At 71.8% G+C, this 17,396-nt stretch carries 6 protein-coding genes; all 6 read right to left on the bottom strand.

Annotation, left to right across the window (positions count from 1 at the left end; genetic code table 11):
* Positions 1-33: 33 nt before the first annotated feature.
* Entirely contained in the window at positions 34-978 is a 945-nt protein-coding gene (locus tag SD37_RS17010; protein WP_044850586.1) for a TauD/TfdA family dioxygenase, read from the bottom strand.
* Complete coding sequence (locus tag SD37_RS17005; protein ID WP_044850587.1) at positions 975-2,252, bottom strand: ATP-grasp domain-containing protein; 1,278 nt, start codon at positions 2,250-2,252, stop codon at positions 975-977. The genes SD37_RS17010 and SD37_RS17005 overlap by 4 nt, the downstream gene beginning before the upstream one ends.
* Positions 2,249-3,520, bottom strand: a complete 1,272-nt coding sequence (locus tag SD37_RS17000; protein WP_044850588.1) for an ATP-grasp domain-containing protein — start codon at positions 3,518-3,520, stop codon at positions 2,249-2,251. Before SD37_RS17000 ends, SD37_RS17005 begins: the two co-directional genes overlap by 4 nt.
* Positions 3,517-8,949, bottom strand: coding sequence for a non-ribosomal peptide synthetase/MFS transporter (locus SD37_RS16995; protein ID WP_065912860.1), 5,433 nt, complete (start codon positions 8,947-8,949; stop codon positions 3,517-3,519). Before SD37_RS16995 ends, SD37_RS17000 begins: the two co-directional genes overlap by 4 nt.
* The gene (locus SD37_RS16990; protein WP_044850590.1) at positions 8,946-11,984 is read right to left on the bottom strand and encodes a non-ribosomal peptide synthetase; all 3,039 of its coding nucleotides are present in this window, start codon (positions 11,982-11,984) and stop codon (positions 8,946-8,948) included. The genes SD37_RS16995 and SD37_RS16990 overlap by 4 nt, the downstream gene beginning before the upstream one ends.
* A 98-nt stretch (positions 11,985-12,082) precedes the next feature.
* Positions 12,083-17,395, bottom strand: a complete 5,313-nt coding sequence (locus tag SD37_RS16985) for a type I polyketide synthase (protein WP_044850591.1) — start codon at positions 17,393-17,395, stop codon at positions 12,083-12,085.
* Position 17,396 lies beyond the last annotated feature (1 nt).

Genomic DNA, 17,396 nt, shown 5'->3' with positions numbered 1-17,396 from the left:
GACCGAGGCCGTTCCCCGGGATGGCCCGGAGGGTCACGTCATCGCGACCAGGGTCCGCCGGGTGCCGGTGAACGGTTCGCGTCCGTGGGCCATCAGCATGTTGTTGATCACCATGATGTCGCCCGGCTGCCACGGGAACGCGTAGCTGACCTCGTCGTAGGCCGCCTTGATCGTGGCCAGGTCCGCCAGTGGAATCGGTGAGCCGTCGGCGAAGTACGCGTTGCGGGGCAGGTCCTCCTCGGGGTACAGCTCCAGCAGCGCCTCGCTGACCTCCTCCCCCAGGCTCGACACGTGGAACAGGTTGGCCTGGTTGAACCACACCGTCGCGCCGGTGTGCGGTTCCGCGACGAAGGACGGGCGGATGTGCCGCGTGCGCAGGCCCTCATCGGTCCACTCGTACGTCTGCCCGTTGCCGGTGCAGTAATCCGCCACCGCCTGGCGGTCTTCGGTCTGGAACGCCTCTTGCCAGGTCAGCCCGAGGCCTTCACGGAACGCCCTGGTGTAGGTGACGCCGTCCGCGAACCGCTCGCGCAGGTCCGGCGGCAGCAGGCGGTACATCGCGCGGCTGTCGGCGATCGGTGTCGCGCCGCCGGTCTCGGCCGCCTTGTCGCACAGGAAGAACAGGCGGTCCGGCCAGTGCGCGGAGTACGAGTTCTCGTTGTGCATCGGGATCGACTCGGCGGGCGGGTACTCCGTCGAGGTGTAGATGTTGCCCGAGACCGCCGATCGCGGCGTCGACCGTTCCGTGTAGGTCAGCAGCGAGCCGCCGATCTCCTCGGTGACCTGGTTGAACACCGTCAGGTCGGCAGGCATGCCGCGCAGCAGGATCGCGCCGTGCTCGCGCAGCCGGTCCTGCAGCGCTTCGCGGTGCGCGCGCACCCAGTCCAGGCCGGTGGCGGCGTACACGGTGATCTTCGTGTGTTCGTTGCCCTCTACGTGGTGGGCGCTGCCGGGGTTCGCCGCGAGTTCGGCGGTCATGACTCCTCCAGTTCGAATCGGATCAGCTTGGCGGCCTCGGCGTGCAGCGCGGCGAGGTCTTCGGTGTCGGCGAATCCCGCGGCGAGGACGTTCACCGCGTAGATCTCCTGGTCGTCGGTGAGCAGCTGGCCGGGGCGCACGATCGTGACGACCTCCAGGACTTCGGGCAGCTCGGCGACCTCGTCGGTGCCTTCGACGCGGACCAGCCGCCCGGTGCCCTCGGCGTAGAAGATCAGGTAGCCCACCGGCACCGGCAGGCCCGCACCTCGCGCGGGCGGTGGTGTGCCCAGTGCGAGCGACACGGCCTCGGCGGTGACGTCGATGCCGGTCGCGAGCTTCAGGAGCACGGGCTGGGCGCCGCCGGCCGGGCGGCCCGCGTTCACCTCGACGATCACCGGGCCCAGCTCGGCGTCGTCGATCAGTTCCACGTGCGCGCAGGTGCTGTCCAGGCCCAGTGCGAGCACGGCCGCTGTGGCCGCCGCGAACAGCCGTCCGGTGTCCTCTTCGGACAGTTCGAGCGGCGGGCAGACCATGCCCAGCTCGAATTTGCGCTCGTCGATCAGCGGCTTATCCACCACGGCCACCGGCTCCGCGACGCCGTCGCGTACCAGGACGTCGACCGCGTACTCCGGCCCACGCAGCAGACCTTCCACGAGGAACGCCTTCAGCGGGTCGATCGGCGACGGCCCGCCACCGACGGGCCGGTGGTACCGGGCGTCCTCCGACAGCGGCAACCGCTCCGCCAGCAGCCGGTACGCCGCCGCCAGTTCCTCCACAGTGGACACGGTGCGCACGAGGTTGCTCGCCGCCCCGTTGACCGGTTTGACGATCGCGGGGAGCCCGACCGCCGAAGCCACCGACGCCGCCTCGTCCGCCGACGAGATCAGCGCGCAGCGCGGCCCCGGCAATCCGGCCGCGGCCAGCGCCTGCCGGACCGCGAACTTGTTGTGCGTCACGGTGAACACCGACGCCGGGCAGCGCGCGACACCGAGCAGTTCGGCCGCACGGGCGACGCTCGCGATGATCCCCTCGGCGGCGGTCACCACCCCGGCCGGACCGGCGTCCCGCGCCCGGATGGCCTCGGCGACGGCTTCGGCGTCACGGACGTCGTCGACGACGACGAAGCCGTCCACCAGGTCCGCCAGCTGCGCCTGCTCGGCCGGTTCCAGCGGCTGGGTGACCAGCTCGGCCCGCAACCCGCTCGCGCGCACGGCGGCCACGACGTCGGCGATCCACTGCCCGGCGGTCTCCCGGACCACGTACGCGGTGTTCACACGTCCTCCAGTTCCAGCCGGACGAGCTTGTTCGCTTCGGCGTGCAGGGCGGCGAGGTCGTCGTGATCGGCGAATCCGGCCACGACGAGGTTGACGGCGTAGGTCTCCTGTTCGTCGGTGAGCACCTCTCCTGGGGAGACGGTGGTGACGACGTCGATCACCTCGGGCAGTTCGGCGATCTCGTCGAGTCCGCCGATGCTTCTCAACCGGCCCGAACCGGCCGCGTAGAGGATCAGCATGCCCAGCGGGATCGGCAGTTTCGCGGGTTCCCGCACCGGCGGCGGAGCGCCCACGGCGAGGGCCGCCAGCTCGGCGAACACGTCGATGCCAGTGCGCAGCTTCGCCAGCAGCGGCATGATCGACCCCGCCGGGCGGCCCGCGTTGACCTCGACGATCGTCGGGCCGCGGTCGGCGTCGTCGATCAGCTCGACGTGGGCGCAGGTGTTGTCGAGCCCCAGTGCGGTCACCGCCGCGACCGCCGCCGCGGTGACCAGACCGGCCCGGTCGCCGGTGAGCCCGGCCGGCGGGCACGACAGCGCCAGCTCGAACTTCCGCTCGTCGATCAGCGGTTTGTCGAGGATTTCGACCGGCTCGGCCACGCCATCACGGATCAGCACGTCCACCGCGTACTCCGGACCGGACAGGAACCCTTCGACGAGGAACGTCTTCGAAGGATCCAGTGTCCCCAGTGGACGGTGGTAGCGCGGATCCGCGGATTCGGGCAGCCGCGCGGCCAGCAGCTCGTACGCGGCCGCCAGTTCATCCACAGTGGACACGGCGCGGACGAGGTTGCTGCCCGCCCCGTTGACCGGTTTGACGATCGCCGGGAACCCGACCGCCGAAGCCACCGAAGCCGCCTCCTCCGCCGACGAAATCAGGGCATAGGCGGGTCCGGGCAGCCCCGCCGCGGCGAGGGCCTCCCGGACCGCGAACTTGTTCGCGCACAAGGCGAACACCGACGCCGGGCAGCGCGCCACCCCGAGCAACTCAGCGGCGCGGGCGGTGCTCGCGATAGCGCCGTCCGAGCCGGTGAAGATCCCTGCCAGCGCACCGCCGTCGATCTCCCGGATCTTCGCCGCGACGGCTTCCGGGTCGTGGACGTCGTCGAGCGCGACGACGTCGTCCACCACTCCCTCCAGCGCCGCCCGCCCGGCCGCGTCCATCGGCGGGGCGAGCAGCACCACGCGGTGCCCGGCCGCCCGCATCGCCGGGGCGACCTCGCCGACCCAGTGCCCGCGCGCCTCCCTGACCAGCACTGCCGTACTCATGCGGCTTCCTTCCCGGCGAGCTTGCGCTCCCGTTCCTGCGCCCCGACCAGGTCGTCGGGCAGCGAATCGGGCACTTCGGTGTCGAACCGGCGCAGCAGCCGCAGCGAGAACCCGCCCACGTTGATCAGCAGCAGGATCAGCGCGAAGACGACGTAGGCGAGCCCGATGCCCCGGGTCTCGCCAGTGCCGAGCACGGCGCCGACCGACCCGGTCAGCGCGCCACCCGGCGCCAGCAGCGGCGAGAACCAGCCGACGGCGAGCGGTGCCAGCACGGCGAACCCGATCGGCAGCGTCGACCACGTGATCGTCTGGTTGATCGCGAACACCCGGCCGTGGAACCGTTGCGGCACCTTGACCTGCACCAGCGTCGCGTAGATGCCCTGTGACACCGACATCGCGGCGGCGAGTAGGAACACCCCGGCCGCGACGACGATCAGTGACGGCCGCAGGCCCATCACCAGGCTGCCGAGCGCGATCCCGACGTTGCCGACGAGTACGCCGACCATCCGCCGGTGCCGCGGGCCGCCCCACAGGGCCATCCCGATCCCGCCCGCCACCGCGCCGACGGCCTCCGCGAGTGCCACCTGAGCGACGTCGGTGACCGAGCCGAACGACAGCACGAGCGGCGAGAGCAGCACCAGCGCGGGGGCGAGGAAGACGTTCGCCAGCGCGAAGTACAGCAGCATCGTGCGGAAACCGCGGTGGTTCCACGAGTACCGCAGCCCGCCCGCGATCGCGGTCAGCAGCGGTTCGCGCGGGCGCCAGCCCATCAGATCGGGGAAGCGCACCAGCAGCAGGCCCACGATCGCGAACGCGTAGCTCGCCATGTCCAGGATCAGGATGCCGGACAGCTGGATCGTCGCCAGCAGCCCGGCCGCGATCACCGGCATCAGCAGCTGGGCGAACCCGGTGGACAGCTGCGCCAGCCCCATCGCGTGCCCGAGGTACTGCTTCGGCACCAGCTGCGCCACCGACGACTGATAGGCGATGCGCTGGAACGAAGCGGCCACCGACCCGAGCGGGATCAGCACGTAGAACAACCACAGCTGGACGTGCCCGGTGATCAGCAGCAACGCCAAGAGCAGCTGGATCCCGCCCGCGATACCGCTGGCCGCGATCATGATCCGCCGCCGGTCACCGCGGTCGACCAGCGCGCCGGCCACCGGCAGGACGAGCACGCCGAACAGCAGCGCGAGCGCCCACAGCAGGCCGAGGTCGGCGACCGAGCCCGTGCGGGTGTAGAGCCAGATCGGCACCGCGAACGACGTCAGCGCCGAGCCGGTCGAGGACACCAGCTGCCCGACCGTGATCGTCACGAACCGGGCCATACTCGGCCGCACCGCGGGTTTTTCGTCCACAGCGGACTTGTGGGTCTCGTGCACCGCCCAGCCCGCGTCCTCGCCGCGGGCCCGGACGTCGAGCTCGCCGGGATCGTCCAGCGCCGGGTGCACCCGCGTGACGATCTCCGCGAGTTCGTCGGCCCGGTAACGCAGGAAGAAGTGCCCGGCCCGGTCGAGCACCACGAGCCCGGTGGTGTCGGTGAGGAACTCCCATTCCCGGTACCGCTCGGCGTAGTAGTCGGTGACCGGGTCCTCGGAGCCGACCACCGACACGATCGGCGCGCGCAGCTTGGCCACGCGGGCGTCGAGCAGGCCGCTGAAGTACTCCTCGGCGGCGCGGCTGTCGGCGCGCATGTTCGTGATGATGCGATCGGCCTGCGCCGGGTCGAGGTCGTCGGTGTCGACGCCCATGCCCTTGAGCCAGTTCGAGTAGTACCGGTTGCTGCGCAGCTTCTCCAGCCGGGTGCGCAGCGTGCCCACCGGGCCCTTCATCCGGGCGAACGGGAAGATCGCGCCGATGTAGACGACCTCCAGTTCGCGGCCGCGCTCTTCGAGCAGCCGGGCGACGCCGACGGCCAGCGCGTTGCCGACCCCGCAGTGGCCGTAGATGGCCAGCGGGCCGTCGACGCGGTCGAGGATCTCGTCGGCCAGCCGCTCGACCAGGTCGTCGAAGGGCAGGGCCTCTTCGGTCAGTCCGACGTCGTGGCCGGGAATGGCGACCGAGTAGAGCGAATAGCCCTCCGGGAGCGCGTCGGCCAGCGGCTGGTACACGATCGCGCTGCCGCCGCCGTAGGGGAAGCAGACGTAGGTCAGAGTCCGCTGCTTCGCCGGCTTGGTCAGCTCGTACAGCAGGTGACGCGGCCGGTCGGCGGTGTCGTCGTCCATGAAGGACGCCAGCTCGCGGATCGTGCGGTGCTGGAACAGGTCCATGACGCCGACCTGGCCGGCGTCCGCCTTGCCGATCCGCGCCACCACCTGGGTGGCCAGCATCGAATGGCCGCCGAGGTCGAAGAAGTCGTCGTCGACGCCCAGTTCGTCCACTTTGAGCACGTCGCGCCAGATCTCGGCCAGCAGGATCTCGACCGGGTTCGACGGCGCGACCAGTTCCTTGGTCGCGTCCCGGGACGCGACCGGGGCGGGCAGTGCCTTGCGGTCGAGCTTGCCGTTCGGGGTGAGCGGCAGCTCGTCGAGCGCGACGAACGACGGCGGGACCATGTAGTCCGGGAGGCTCTGCTTGAGCGCCGTCCGCAGCGTGCCGGGTTCGGCGTCACCGACGACGTACCCGACCAGCCGCTTGTCCCCCGGCGTGTCCTCGCGGACGATCACGGCGGCGTCGCGCACCCCCGGCTGGGCGCGCAAGGTCGTCTCGATCTCCCCCAGTTCGATGCGCAGGCCGCGCAGTTTGACCTGGTGGTCGATCCGGCCGAGGAAGGCGATCGTCCCGTCCGGGCGCCAGTGCGCGAGGTCGCCGGTGCGGTACATCCGTCCACTGTGGAACGGATCGGGCACGAACCGTTCGGCCGTCAGCTCCGGGCGATTGTGATATCCCAGGGCCAGGCCGACACCGGCGATGTGCAGTTCGCCGGGCACCCCGACCGGACAAGGCCGCCCCGCGCGGTCGAGGACGTAGATCCGGATGTTCTGGATCGGCGCCCCGATCGGCACCGACGCGACCTCGGCGAGCGCGGCGGGCGTGCAGTGCCAGGCGGTGACGTCGATGGCGGCCTCGGTCGGGCCGTAGAGGTTGTGCAGCTCGCAGTCCGGCAGCCGCCGGGTGAACTCGCGGGCGGCGTCGAGCGGCAGTTCCTCACCGCTGCACACGACCCGTCGCAGCGCCGTGCAGGTCTCGACGCCTTGCTCGGCCAGGAAAAGCGTGAGCATCGACGGCACGAAATGCGCGGTGGTGACGCCTTCGGACGCCAGCAGCTCACGCAGGTAGGCCGCGTCCTTGTGACCGCCCGGTTCGGCGAGCACGAGCCGCGCGCCGGTGATCAGCGGCCAGAAGAACTCCCAGACCGACACGTCGAACCCCGCCGGGGTCTTCTGCAGCACCGAATCGGTGCCGTCGAGGCGATACGCGCGCTGCATCCAGTCGAGCCGGTTGACGATGCCGCGGTGACCGTTGGGCACGCCCTTCGGCTGCCCCGTGGAACCCGAGGTGTAGATGACGTACGCCGGGTCGTCCGGTCCGGCGAGCGGCTCGGGCTGGGTGCCCGGCTGCCCGGCCGTCTCGGCAGGGGCGTCCAGGACAACTACGGTCGCGTCACCCGGCGGCAGCGTTTCGCGCAACGCCGCCTGCGTCAGCACGACGGGCGCGGCCGCGTCCCGCAGCATGAACGCCAGCCGGTCGGCCGGATACTCCGGGTCGAGCGGGACGTACGCGCCACCGGCTTTCAGCACGCCGAGGAGCGCGACGACCAGCTCGAACGACCGCTCCGCGAACACCCCGGTGAGCACGCCCGGCCCGACGCCGAGACCACGCAGCCGGTGCGCGAGCCGGTTGGCCCGTTCGTCCAGCTCGCGATAGGTCAGCGACGCGCCGCGGAAGGTCACCGCGGGCGCGTCCGGCGTCCGGGCGGCCTGCTCCTCGACGAGCGCGTGCAACGTGGACTGCGGGAACTCGGCCGTCGTGGCGTTCCAGCGCTCCAGGACGAGTTCGCGCTGCGCCGCGTCGAGGATGTCCACTTCGGACAGCCGCCGGTCCGGTTCGGCGACGATCGAGCGCAGCAGCGTGACCAGCCGCCCGGCCATCCCGGTGACCGTGTCCGCGGTGAACAGCGCGGTGTTGTAGACGAGCTTGCCGATCAGCCCGCCTTCGACCTCGATCGCGTGGAACTCGAAGTCGAACCGGGTCGCGGGCAGGTCCATCGGCAGCCAGCGGAAGTCCACTTCGGACCGTCCGGCCGCGCCCATCCGGCCCATCTCGTAGTTCTGCAGCACGAACATCGCCTGGAACACCGGTGAGCGGCTGACGTCACGGGGTACGCCGAGCGCGTTCACCAGCCGCTCGAACGGGACGTCGGCGTGGTCGAACGCGTCCAGCACATGCCGCCGGGTGCGGTCGAGCAGTTCGGCGAACGTCGGGTCGCCCGCCAGCTGGGCACGCAGGGGCAGCATGTTGATGAACATGCCGGCCACGGCCTCCAGTTCGGGCAGGCCGCGCCCGGCCGACGACGAACCGATCGCGAAGTCCTCCTGGCCCGAGTACCTCGAAAGCAGCACCTGGTAGGCCGCCAGCAGGGTCATGAAGAGCGTGACCCCGTGCTCGCGGCTCAGCTCGCCGAGGGCCCGGGCGAGGTCGCGCTCGACGAAGAACTCGTGGATCGCGCCGTCGAAGCTCTGCTTGGCGGGCCGGGGCCGGTCGGGGGGCAGTTCCAGGGGCTCGACCCCGGTGAGCTGCGCCTTCCAGTGCTCCAGCTGCCGGTCGAGTTCGCCGCCGGTGAGCGTGCGGCGCTGCCAGTGCGCGAAGTCGCCGTAACCGATGCTCAGCGGGGGCAGCTCGGCCGTGCCACCGGTGCTCAGGGCGTGGTACTGCGCGGCGAGGTCACGCAGCAGCAGGTCGACCGACCAGCCGTCGCCCACGATGTGGTGCGTGCACAGGACGAGCAGGTGCTCCTCGTCGGACACCCGGGCCAGCGTCGCCCGCAGCAGCGGGCCCGTGGCCAGGTCGAACGTCTCGGCCGCGGCGGCGTCGACGGCGGCACGGGCGGCTTCCTCGCTTCCGGCGTCCACTATGGACAGATGGACCGGCACCGTGGGTTCGATGTGGACGGTCGGCTGTCCGTCTTCTCCGGCGGGGAAACGCATCCGCAGTGCTTCGTGCCGCGTCGGCAGAGTGTTCAATGCGGACTGAAGCGCGGCGACGTCGAGCCTGCCGGTCAGCCGGATCGGCACCGGGATGTGATACGACCCGGTGCCCGGCGCGAACTGCTCCATGAACCAGACGCGTTCCTGCTGATAGGACAGCGGAACCACGGCGTCGGCGGGGCGCGGCGTGATCGTCGCGGCCGTCTCCGTGCGCTTGCGTAGCCGCCGTTCGAGCAGGGCGCGGCGCGCGGCCGCGCTGCTGGTCTCGTCGATCGCGGTCATGAGGGCTCGCTTTCGGCCAGCTGACGCTGGACCTCTTCGTCGCTGAGCTGGTCGAGGTCTTCGGCGAGCCGCCGCTCGATCTCGGCGGCGAGCCCGGCGACGGTGGTGAGGGTGAACAGCCCCCGCACCGGGATGTCGACTTCGACCTGTTTGCGGATCCTGGCCATCGCGCGGATGGCGAGCAGCGAGTTGCCGCCGCGGGCGAAGAAGTCGTCGTGCGCGCCAAGGTCGTCGACCCCGAGCAATTCGCCGAGCACCTCGGCGACGAGTTCTTCGGCCGCGGTCCGGGGTGCGACGTACGCCGGCGCTTCACCGGGTTCCGGATCCGGCAGCGCGGCCCGGTCGAGCTTGCCGCTGGCCGCCATCGGCAGCGCGTCGAGCGGCACGAACCTGGTCGGCACGAGGTAGTCCGGCAACGTCTTCCGCAGGGCCTCGGCCGCTCCCTCGGCGCTGCCGACGACGTAGCCGACGAGCGTGTCGCCGCGGACCGCCACGGCCGCGTCCCGCACCTCCGGCAGCTCGCGCAGCGCCGCTTCGACCTCGCCGGGTTCGACGCGGTAGCCGCGCAGCTTCACCTGCTCGTCGAGGCGGCCGAGGTAGTCGAGCGTGCCGTCGCGGCGCCAGCGGGCGAGGTCACCGGTCGCGTACATCCGGCCGGACGGGCCTTCCACGAACTTCCCGGCGGTCATCTCCGGCAGCCCGAGGTAGCCGCGGGCCAGCTGCGCACCGGCGATGTACAGCTCGCCCGGAACACCCGGTGGCACCGGCCGCCGCCGCTCGTCGAGGACGTACACGCGGGTGCCGGGCACCGGACGGCCGATCGGGACGGCTCCGGGCGGCAACTGGTCACCGGGTTCGATCCGGTGCACGACGCAGCCGACCGTGGCCTCGGTCGGGCCGTACTCGTTGACGACGAGCGTGCCGGGGTGCCGTTCCCGCCACGGTTGCACGGCCTCGGCCGTCAGCGCTTCGCCACCGAGTACCAGCTCACCCGTCGGGAACAGCTCCTCGGCGAGGACGGCGAGATGCGTCGGGGTCGCCTTGACGAACGTCGGGCGGCCGCCGTCGACCACCGCGCCTCCGGCGGTGAGGGTGCCGAGCAGGGTCGTCACGGTGAGGTCGAACGACGGGGACGTGTGCAGCAACGCCCGTCCGGCCAGGCCGGGATAGGCCTCACGCGCCCACGCCAGGTAGGTGTCGACGGCCCCGTGCTCGACCTCGACGCCCTTGGGCCGTCCGGTCGAGCCCGACGTGTAGATGACATAGGCGACGTCGCCCGGTCCGGCCGCCGGTTCCGGGTCCTCGGTGGCCGCGGCGGACCACTCGGCCGGGTCGTCCAGGGCCAGTGTCTTGGTGTCCACTGTGGACTCTCCGGCGACCAGCACGTACGGGACCCCCGCGTCGGCGAGGATCAGCGCCTGCCGAGGGGCCGGGTTGGCCGGGTCGAGCGGGACGTAGGCCGCGCCGCTCTTCAGCACCCCGAGCACACCGGTCAGCAGGTCCGCCGAGTTCGGCACGCACACGCCGACGACGGTGCCGGGACCGGCGCCCAGCTCGCGCAGCCGGTGGGCGACGCGGTTGGCTCGCGCGTTCAGCTCGGCGTAGGTGAGGCGCACCCCGCCGAGGTCGACGGCGGGCGCGTCCGGCGTTTGCCGCACCTGGGTCTCGAACCGGGCGTGCACGGCGGTCGTGTCCGAAGTGGACAGTTCGGTCGCGTTCCAGCCGGTCAGGACCAGCTCACGCTCGGCGTCCGACAGCAGTGGCAGGTCCGCGATCGGCTGGGCCGGATCGGCCACCGCCGCGGTCAGCAGCCGCACGTATCGCTCGGCGACGGCTTCGGCGGTCTCGCGGTCGAACAGGTCGGTGCGGTAGACGAGCCTGCCGTCCACGGTGGTCAGGTCGATCGCGATGTCGTCCTTCGCGGTGGCCGAGCGGATCGACTCCAGCCCCGAATCGGGCAGGAAGTTGAACCCGAGCTGGTACAGCGCCTGCACACCGGGGTCGCGCTCGGCCACGACCGCCTCGGCGACCGTCTGGAACGGCACCTGGCTGTGGTCGATCGCCTCCAGCAGCGTGGTCCGGACCCGGCCGACCAGCTCGGTGAACGCGGGTGCGCCCGAGCAGTCGACGCGCACGGCCATCTGGTTGACGAACATGCCGATCAGGTCGGCCAGCTCGGGCAGGTCGCGGCCGGCGACCGGGACGCCGACGACGATATCGTCCACTCTGGACAGTCGGGACAGGAGTGCCGTATAGCCTGCCAGCAGCACCATGAACGGCGAAGCCGACAGTTCCCTGCTCAGCTCGCCGACCCGGTCGATCAGCCCGTCCGGGAGGGCGAAGTCGACCTGGTCACCGGCGAAGGTCAGCTCCGCCGGTCGCGGGCGGTCGGTGGGCAGGCCGTGCACCGGCGGCAGCCCGGCGAGCTGCTCGCGCCAGTAGTCCAGCTGTTCGCTGGAGGCTTCGAGCTGACCGCGCTGCCAGGCCGAGAAGTCCGGGTACTGGATGGTCAGCTCGGGCAGCTTCGGCTCGCGGCCCTCGAACACGGCGTCGCACGCCTCGCCCAGCTCGGCCCCGAGGACCTGCACCGAGGCGGCGTCGAACACGGTGTGGTGCACGACGAACGTGAGCACCCACTCGTCGTCGGCCAGGCGGCACAACTGTGCCCGCCACGGCGGCGGCGAGTCGAGCGGGATGGCCTCGCGCGACACCTCGCCGTCGAGTTCGGCGAGCCGGTCGTCGCGGGCATCGGCGGGCAGGTCCCGCAGGTCGTGCACCGCGGGCTCGATCGGCACCTCGGCGTGCACCACTTGCGTGAGCGCGCCGCCTTCCATACGGAACGACGTGCGCAGCGCCTCGTGCCGCCCGACGACGATGCCGAGCGCGGTACGCCACTGGCCGGCGGTCAGCGGGCGGTCCAGCCGGGCCTGGCAGTGCAGGTTGTACACCGGGGACGCCGGGTCGAGCTGGCCGGACAGCCAGATCCGTTCCTGCCCGAACGAGGCCGGGAACGTCCATTCCTTCGTGTCGCTCATGATTTCCTGTTCAGTGCGAGGCCAAGCGAAAGTGGCGTGGTGGGTCCAGCTGGTCGTGAGTGGCAAGTGTCGTTAGAACGGCACTTGCCACTCACGACTCAGCGCTCGAGCTTCGGGATCGTGGTCCGGGCGGGTTCGGCGGGCGCCTCGGCCTTGCCGGCGCGCAGCTCCTCGATCCGCTCGGCCAGAGTGGCCACTGTGGACGCTTCGAACAGCGTCTTCATCGCCAGCCGCGTCCCGGTGGCCTTGCGCACCTGGGCGATGAGCTGGATGGCGACCAGCGAGTTGCCACCGAGGGTGAAGAAGTCGTCGTGCACGCCGATCTTCTCCACCCCGAGCAGCTCGGTCCACTGGCGGGCGATCTCGGCTTCCAGGTCGGTGCGCGGGGCGACGTAATCGTCTTCCGACACCTTCGCCGGAGCTTCGCCGGGCTCGTCCAGTTCCTCGGCGCTGACCCGGTGCTCGATCAGTTCCCGCACCGGCAGGGTGCTGATCACCACCTGCCCGCCGAGGCCGGGGGCCAGCGCCCGGACGAACGCCTCGGCGCCGTCCACCGGCCGGATGCCGGTCGACGTTCCCACAGTGTCCACAGTGGACACCGTGGCCGACGGATTCAGACCGCCGCCGACGGCGTCCTGATCGACCTGGCGCAGCACGAAGTCCTCGATCGTGACGAGTACGCGGCCGGTCTCGTCGCACAGCGAGAGGTCGGCCGCCACCACCTGGTCGCCGCCGGAGTCGCGGTAGCGCAGGTGGCTGCGGAAACTCGCCGGGAGCGCGTCGTGGACGACGATCCGGCCGTAGCTCATCGGCAGATAGGTGCCGCTCCCCCGGCCGCGGCCGAACGCGGTCGCGACGTCCAGCAGTGCCGGGTGCAGCCCCCACGCGCCGAGGTCATCCGCCGCCGCGTCGGGAGCGGTGATCGTGGCCAGTTCCTCCTGTGCGCCGATGCGGTGTTCGCGCAGCGCCGCCCAGCGGGGGCCGAAGGTGACCATGCTGGTGCGGCCGGTGCCGAAGCCGTGCCCGTCGTCGATCGGCTCGGTCCGCCCGGCCACCGCCTCGATGTCCACAGTGGACGCCGATTCGGCCGCGACCCACCCGGCGGATCCGCGCACGTGGGTCCGGCTCGCGCCGGCGACGTGGCTGGTCACGGTGAAGTCGTCGCCGTCGAACTCCACGCGGTACTCCGCGGTGGCACCGTCCGGGACGCCGAACGGCTCCAGGAACACGACGTCCCGCAGTTCGACGACGTGCCCGTCGCCGGGCTTCGGCAGCGCCGCCGCCACCGCCGCGCGGACGGTTTCCAGATGTCCCGTGCCCGGGACCACCGGCACACCGGCGATCCGGTGTTCGTCGAGCAGCCAGTGCGTGGCCGCCGAGACGAGCCCGTGCGCGCCGTCTTCGGTGCGTGTGGTGAGCACGGGGTGCTCGACCGGGCCGAGCGACCGCGACCGGGCGGTGCGGATCGTGGTCGGCGCGGCCACCTCCGCGGCCATGCCGACCTCGTCCCAGCCACCCCAGGCGTGCGAGATGAGCCGCGCCTGCCAGCCGTGGTCACCCCGCGCGTAGGCGTCGAGGAAGTTGTTGGCGGCGCAGTAATCGACCTGCCCGATGCCGCCGACCACCGCGGTGATCGACGAGCACAGCGCGACGAAGTCCATCGGCAGATCGGCGAACGCCTCGGCCAGTGCCAGCGTCCCGGCGATCTTCGGGGTCAGTACGGCCTCGGCTGCGGTCCGCTCCTTCACCTCGGCGACACCTCCGCCGGGCAATCCGGCGGCGTGCACGATCCCGTCGAGGCCGCCGAACTCGCGTTCGGCCAGCTCACGCACTTCGCGCAGGCGCGCCGCGTCGGTGACGTCGGCGGCGACGACGTGCACCACCGCGCCCGCGGCCTCCATCCGCCGCACGGCGAGCATCGTGCGCCCGGCGCGGTCGGTGCCGCCGTGCGCCGCGAGGTGCGCGTCCCATTCCGCCCGCGGCGGCAGCCCGGTGCGGGCGAGCAGTACGAGCTTCGCCCGCACGCGACGGGCGAGGTCCTCGGCGAGCGTGATGCCGATACCACCGGTCCCGCCCGTGATCAGGTACCGGCCGCCGTCCCGCAGCACCGGCTCGGCGGCCGCGGGGAGTTCGAGCTGGCTGTAGTCCAGCACCCAGCGACGACCGGCCCGCAGCGCGACCTCGGCCGCCGCGTCGGCCGGACGGAACAGCTCGGCGACGGCGTCTTGCGGACGGTCGACGTCGATCCGGCGCACCACCGTGCCCGGGCTCTCCAGCGGTACCACCCGGGCGATGCCGGCGAGGGTCGCGTGCTCGGGACGGGTCAGATCGGTGCCGGTGACGTCGGCGGTACCGGTGCTCACCACGTCGATCCGCACCGGCTCGCCCCATGCCTGGACGAGGTTGAGCAGGCTGAAGAACCCGTGGTCCTGCGCGGCCATACCGCGCTCGTCCCCGGCCAGTGTCCAGGCGTGCACCACCCGCTCGGGCCGGGTGGGCAGCGCGGCCACGAGCGCGTCGTAGTCCTCGCGTACCCCGGGCCGGACGGTGAAGCCGGTCTCCGTCGCGGCGAATCCGTCGCCGGGACGCACCTCGGTGACCTTCACACCCGCGTCGCGCAGCAGGCCGGGCAGGACGTCGTCGGCGGCGAACACGAGCGCGCCCGCGAAAGGCTCGCGTCTCAGGTCCGGTTCCGCCTGCCGCCACGCCGGGACGGCGAACCACTCGGACAGGGGCAGCGGACCGCTCCGCCGCGCGGGATCGGTGGCCGTGATCGGGTCCGGATCGACCCAGTACCGCGTGCGCGCGTACGGGTAGCCGGGCAGCGGTACCCGGTTGCCGGGGGCGCCGAACGTCTTCGCCCGGAGGGAAACCCCGTTCGTCCACAAGAGACCCGCCGCGCCGTACAACGTTTCGACGTCGCCGATGCGCTCGGTACGGCCCGGCAGGCTCGGCTGCGGCGCGGGCATCCCCTTCGGGACCTGTCCGCGAGCCAGCCCGGACAGCTGATGTCCCGGTCCGCATTCGACGAGCGCCCAGCGGCCGCCGCGCGCGAACAGGTTCTTGACGCAGTCGCCGAACCGGACGGCCTGCCGCAGGTGGGAGGCCCAGTAGGCGGGATCGGTGGCCTGGGCGTCGGTGATCCAGTCACCGGTGACGTTCGACAGGAACGGCAGCGCGGGCGCGGTGCGGGAGACGGCGGCGACGGCCGCGGTGAACTCGGCGAGGACCGGGTCCATCATCGGCGAGTGGAACGCGTGCGACGTCACCAGCTCGCGGCACTGCACGCCGCTGGCCTTGAGCGTCGCCGCGAAGTCCGCGACCGCGTCCGGCGGCCCGGCCACGACGCACGTGCCGGGCCCGTTCACCCCGGCGATCGCGAGGGTGCCCGGCAGCCGCGTGGCGACGCTCTCCTCGTCGAGCTGGACGGCCAGCATCGCCCCACCGGGCATCGACTGCATCAGGCGGCCGCGGGTGACGACCAGGTTCAGCGCGTCCGGCAGGGTGAAGACCCCGGCGACGGTGGCGGCGACGTATTCGCCGACCGAGTGCCCGATCATCGCCGCGGGCCGCACTCCCCAGCTCTGCCACAGCATCGCCAGCGCGTACTCGACGACGAACAGCGCGGGCTGGGTCACGCGGGTTTCCCGCAGCGCCTGCTCGCCACCGCGCCCGAAGATCAGGTCGCGCAGCTCGGGTTCGAGCAGCCGCAGGCACTCGTCGACGGCCGCGGCGAACACCGGCTCGGCCTCGTACAGCTCGGCACCCATCCCGGCGTACTGGGAACCCTGCCCGGGAAAGAGGAACGCCACGTTCGTCTCCCCGGCCTGTGCGGACACGAGGCGCCGGGAGTCCCGCAGCCCGTCGACAGCGTCCTCCAGGTCACGGGCGACGACGGCCGCGCGGTGCGGGTATTCGGTGCGCCCCGCGGCCAGGGTGTGGGCCACGTCGGCGAGATCGAGGTCGACGTCCCCGGCCAGCCGGTCGGCCAGCCTCTCGACCGCGGCCGAGAGCGCTTCCGCGGTGTTGGCCGACACCCGCAGCAGATGCGCCGGATGCGGCGTCCGGCACCGCTCGCGGACCGGCGCCTCCTCCAGCACGACGTGCGCGTTGGTGCCGCCGACGCCGAACGAGCTGACGCCCGCCCGCCGCGGCGCCGGGCCCGCCTCCCACTTCGTCACCACGCGCGCCGGGTAGAACGGGCTCGCCGGGAAGTCGATACCCGGGTTGGGTTCGTCGTAGTTGATGGTCGGCGGGATCAGCCCGTGCTCCATGACGAGCACGGCCTTGATCAGCGAGACCACGCCCGCCGCCTGCGACAGGTGGCCGATGTTGGACTTCACCGAGCCGATCGCGCACCAGCCGGTGTCGGCGACCCCGTTCCCGTACACAGTGGACAGTGCGGTGATCTCCATCGGATCGCCCAGCGCGGTGCCGGTGCCGTGCGCCTCGACGTAGCCGATGGTGCGCGGGTCGATCCCGGCCATGCCGACGGCCTGCGCGATCGCCTCGGTCTGCCCGGACACGCTCGGCGCGGAGAAGCCGACCTTGGTGGCGCCGTCGTTGTTGATCGCGTTGCCCAGTACGACACCCCGGATGTGGTCGCCGTCCTCGATCGCCTGCGACAGCCGCTTCACCAGCACGACCCCGGCGCCGCTGCTCCAGACCGTGCCGTTGGCGCCCGCGTCGAACGTGCGCACGTGACCGTCCGGCGAGGTGAAGCCGTCGACACCCATGTAGCCGATGCCGTGCGGCATCTCCAGGTTGACCCCGCCGGCCAGTGCCATGTCGCACTCGCCGTTGCGCAGCGCCTCGCAGGCCAGGTGCACCGCGACCAGGGACGTCGAGCAGGCGGTGAACACCGCGAGGCTCGGGCCGCGCAGATCGAGCTTGTACGACACCGAGGTGGTCAGGTAGCTCGGCTGGTTGCCGGTCGAGATGCCGATCCCACCGTGCTGCGAGGCCATGATCCGCGCGTTGCGCAGCAGGTTCTCTTTCAGGTAGCCGGTGCCTCCTGACCCGCCGTAGACGCCGATCGCGCCGTCGAAGCGGGCCGGGTCGTAGCCCGCGTCGGTCAGCGCGGCGTGGCACGACTGGAGGAACAGCCGATGCTGCGGGTCGGTGATCTCGGCTTCGCGGCTGGTCATGCCGAACAGTTCGGCGTCGAACTCGTCGAAGCCGTCGACCACCGCGGTGGCGTTCACCCAGCTCGGATCGTCCACAGTGGCCGGTTCGGCGCCGCGGGCGATCATCTCCTCGCGGGTGGCGGGCACGATCGACTCGACGCCGTCGACGAGGTTGCGCCAGAACTGCCGCGCGTCACGCGCGCCGGGCACGCGCACGTCCAGTCCGACGATCGCGATCGGTTCGGCTCCGGGATCGCCGGTGCCGGTTTCGGGAAGGTGGGTCACG

Source organism: Amycolatopsis orientalis (assembly GCF_000943515.2).
Taxonomy (GTDB): Bacteria; Actinomycetota; Actinomycetes; order Mycobacteriales; family Pseudonocardiaceae; genus Amycolatopsis; species Amycolatopsis orientalis.
Note: the sequence above shows the minus strand (reverse complement) of the source record. Positions and strands in the feature narration are given on the sequence as shown.

Excerpts from the sequence above, each read along its gene's own strand:
- SD37_RS17010 (WP_044850586.1), bottom strand. The coding sequence starts at position 978 with ATGACCGCCGAACTCGCGGCGAACCCCGGCAGCGCCCACCACGTAGAG.
- SD37_RS17000 (WP_044850588.1), bottom strand. The coding sequence starts at position 3,520 with ATGAGTACGGCAGTGCTGGTCAGGGAGGCGCGCGGGCACTGGGTCGGC.
- SD37_RS16995 (WP_065912860.1), bottom strand. The coding sequence starts at position 8,949 with ATGACCGCGATCGACGAGACCAGCAGCGCGGCCGCGCGCCGCGCCCTG.
- SD37_RS16990 (WP_044850590.1), bottom strand. The coding sequence starts at position 11,984 with ATGAGCGACACGAAGGAATGGACGTTCCCGGCCTCGTTCGGGCAGGAA.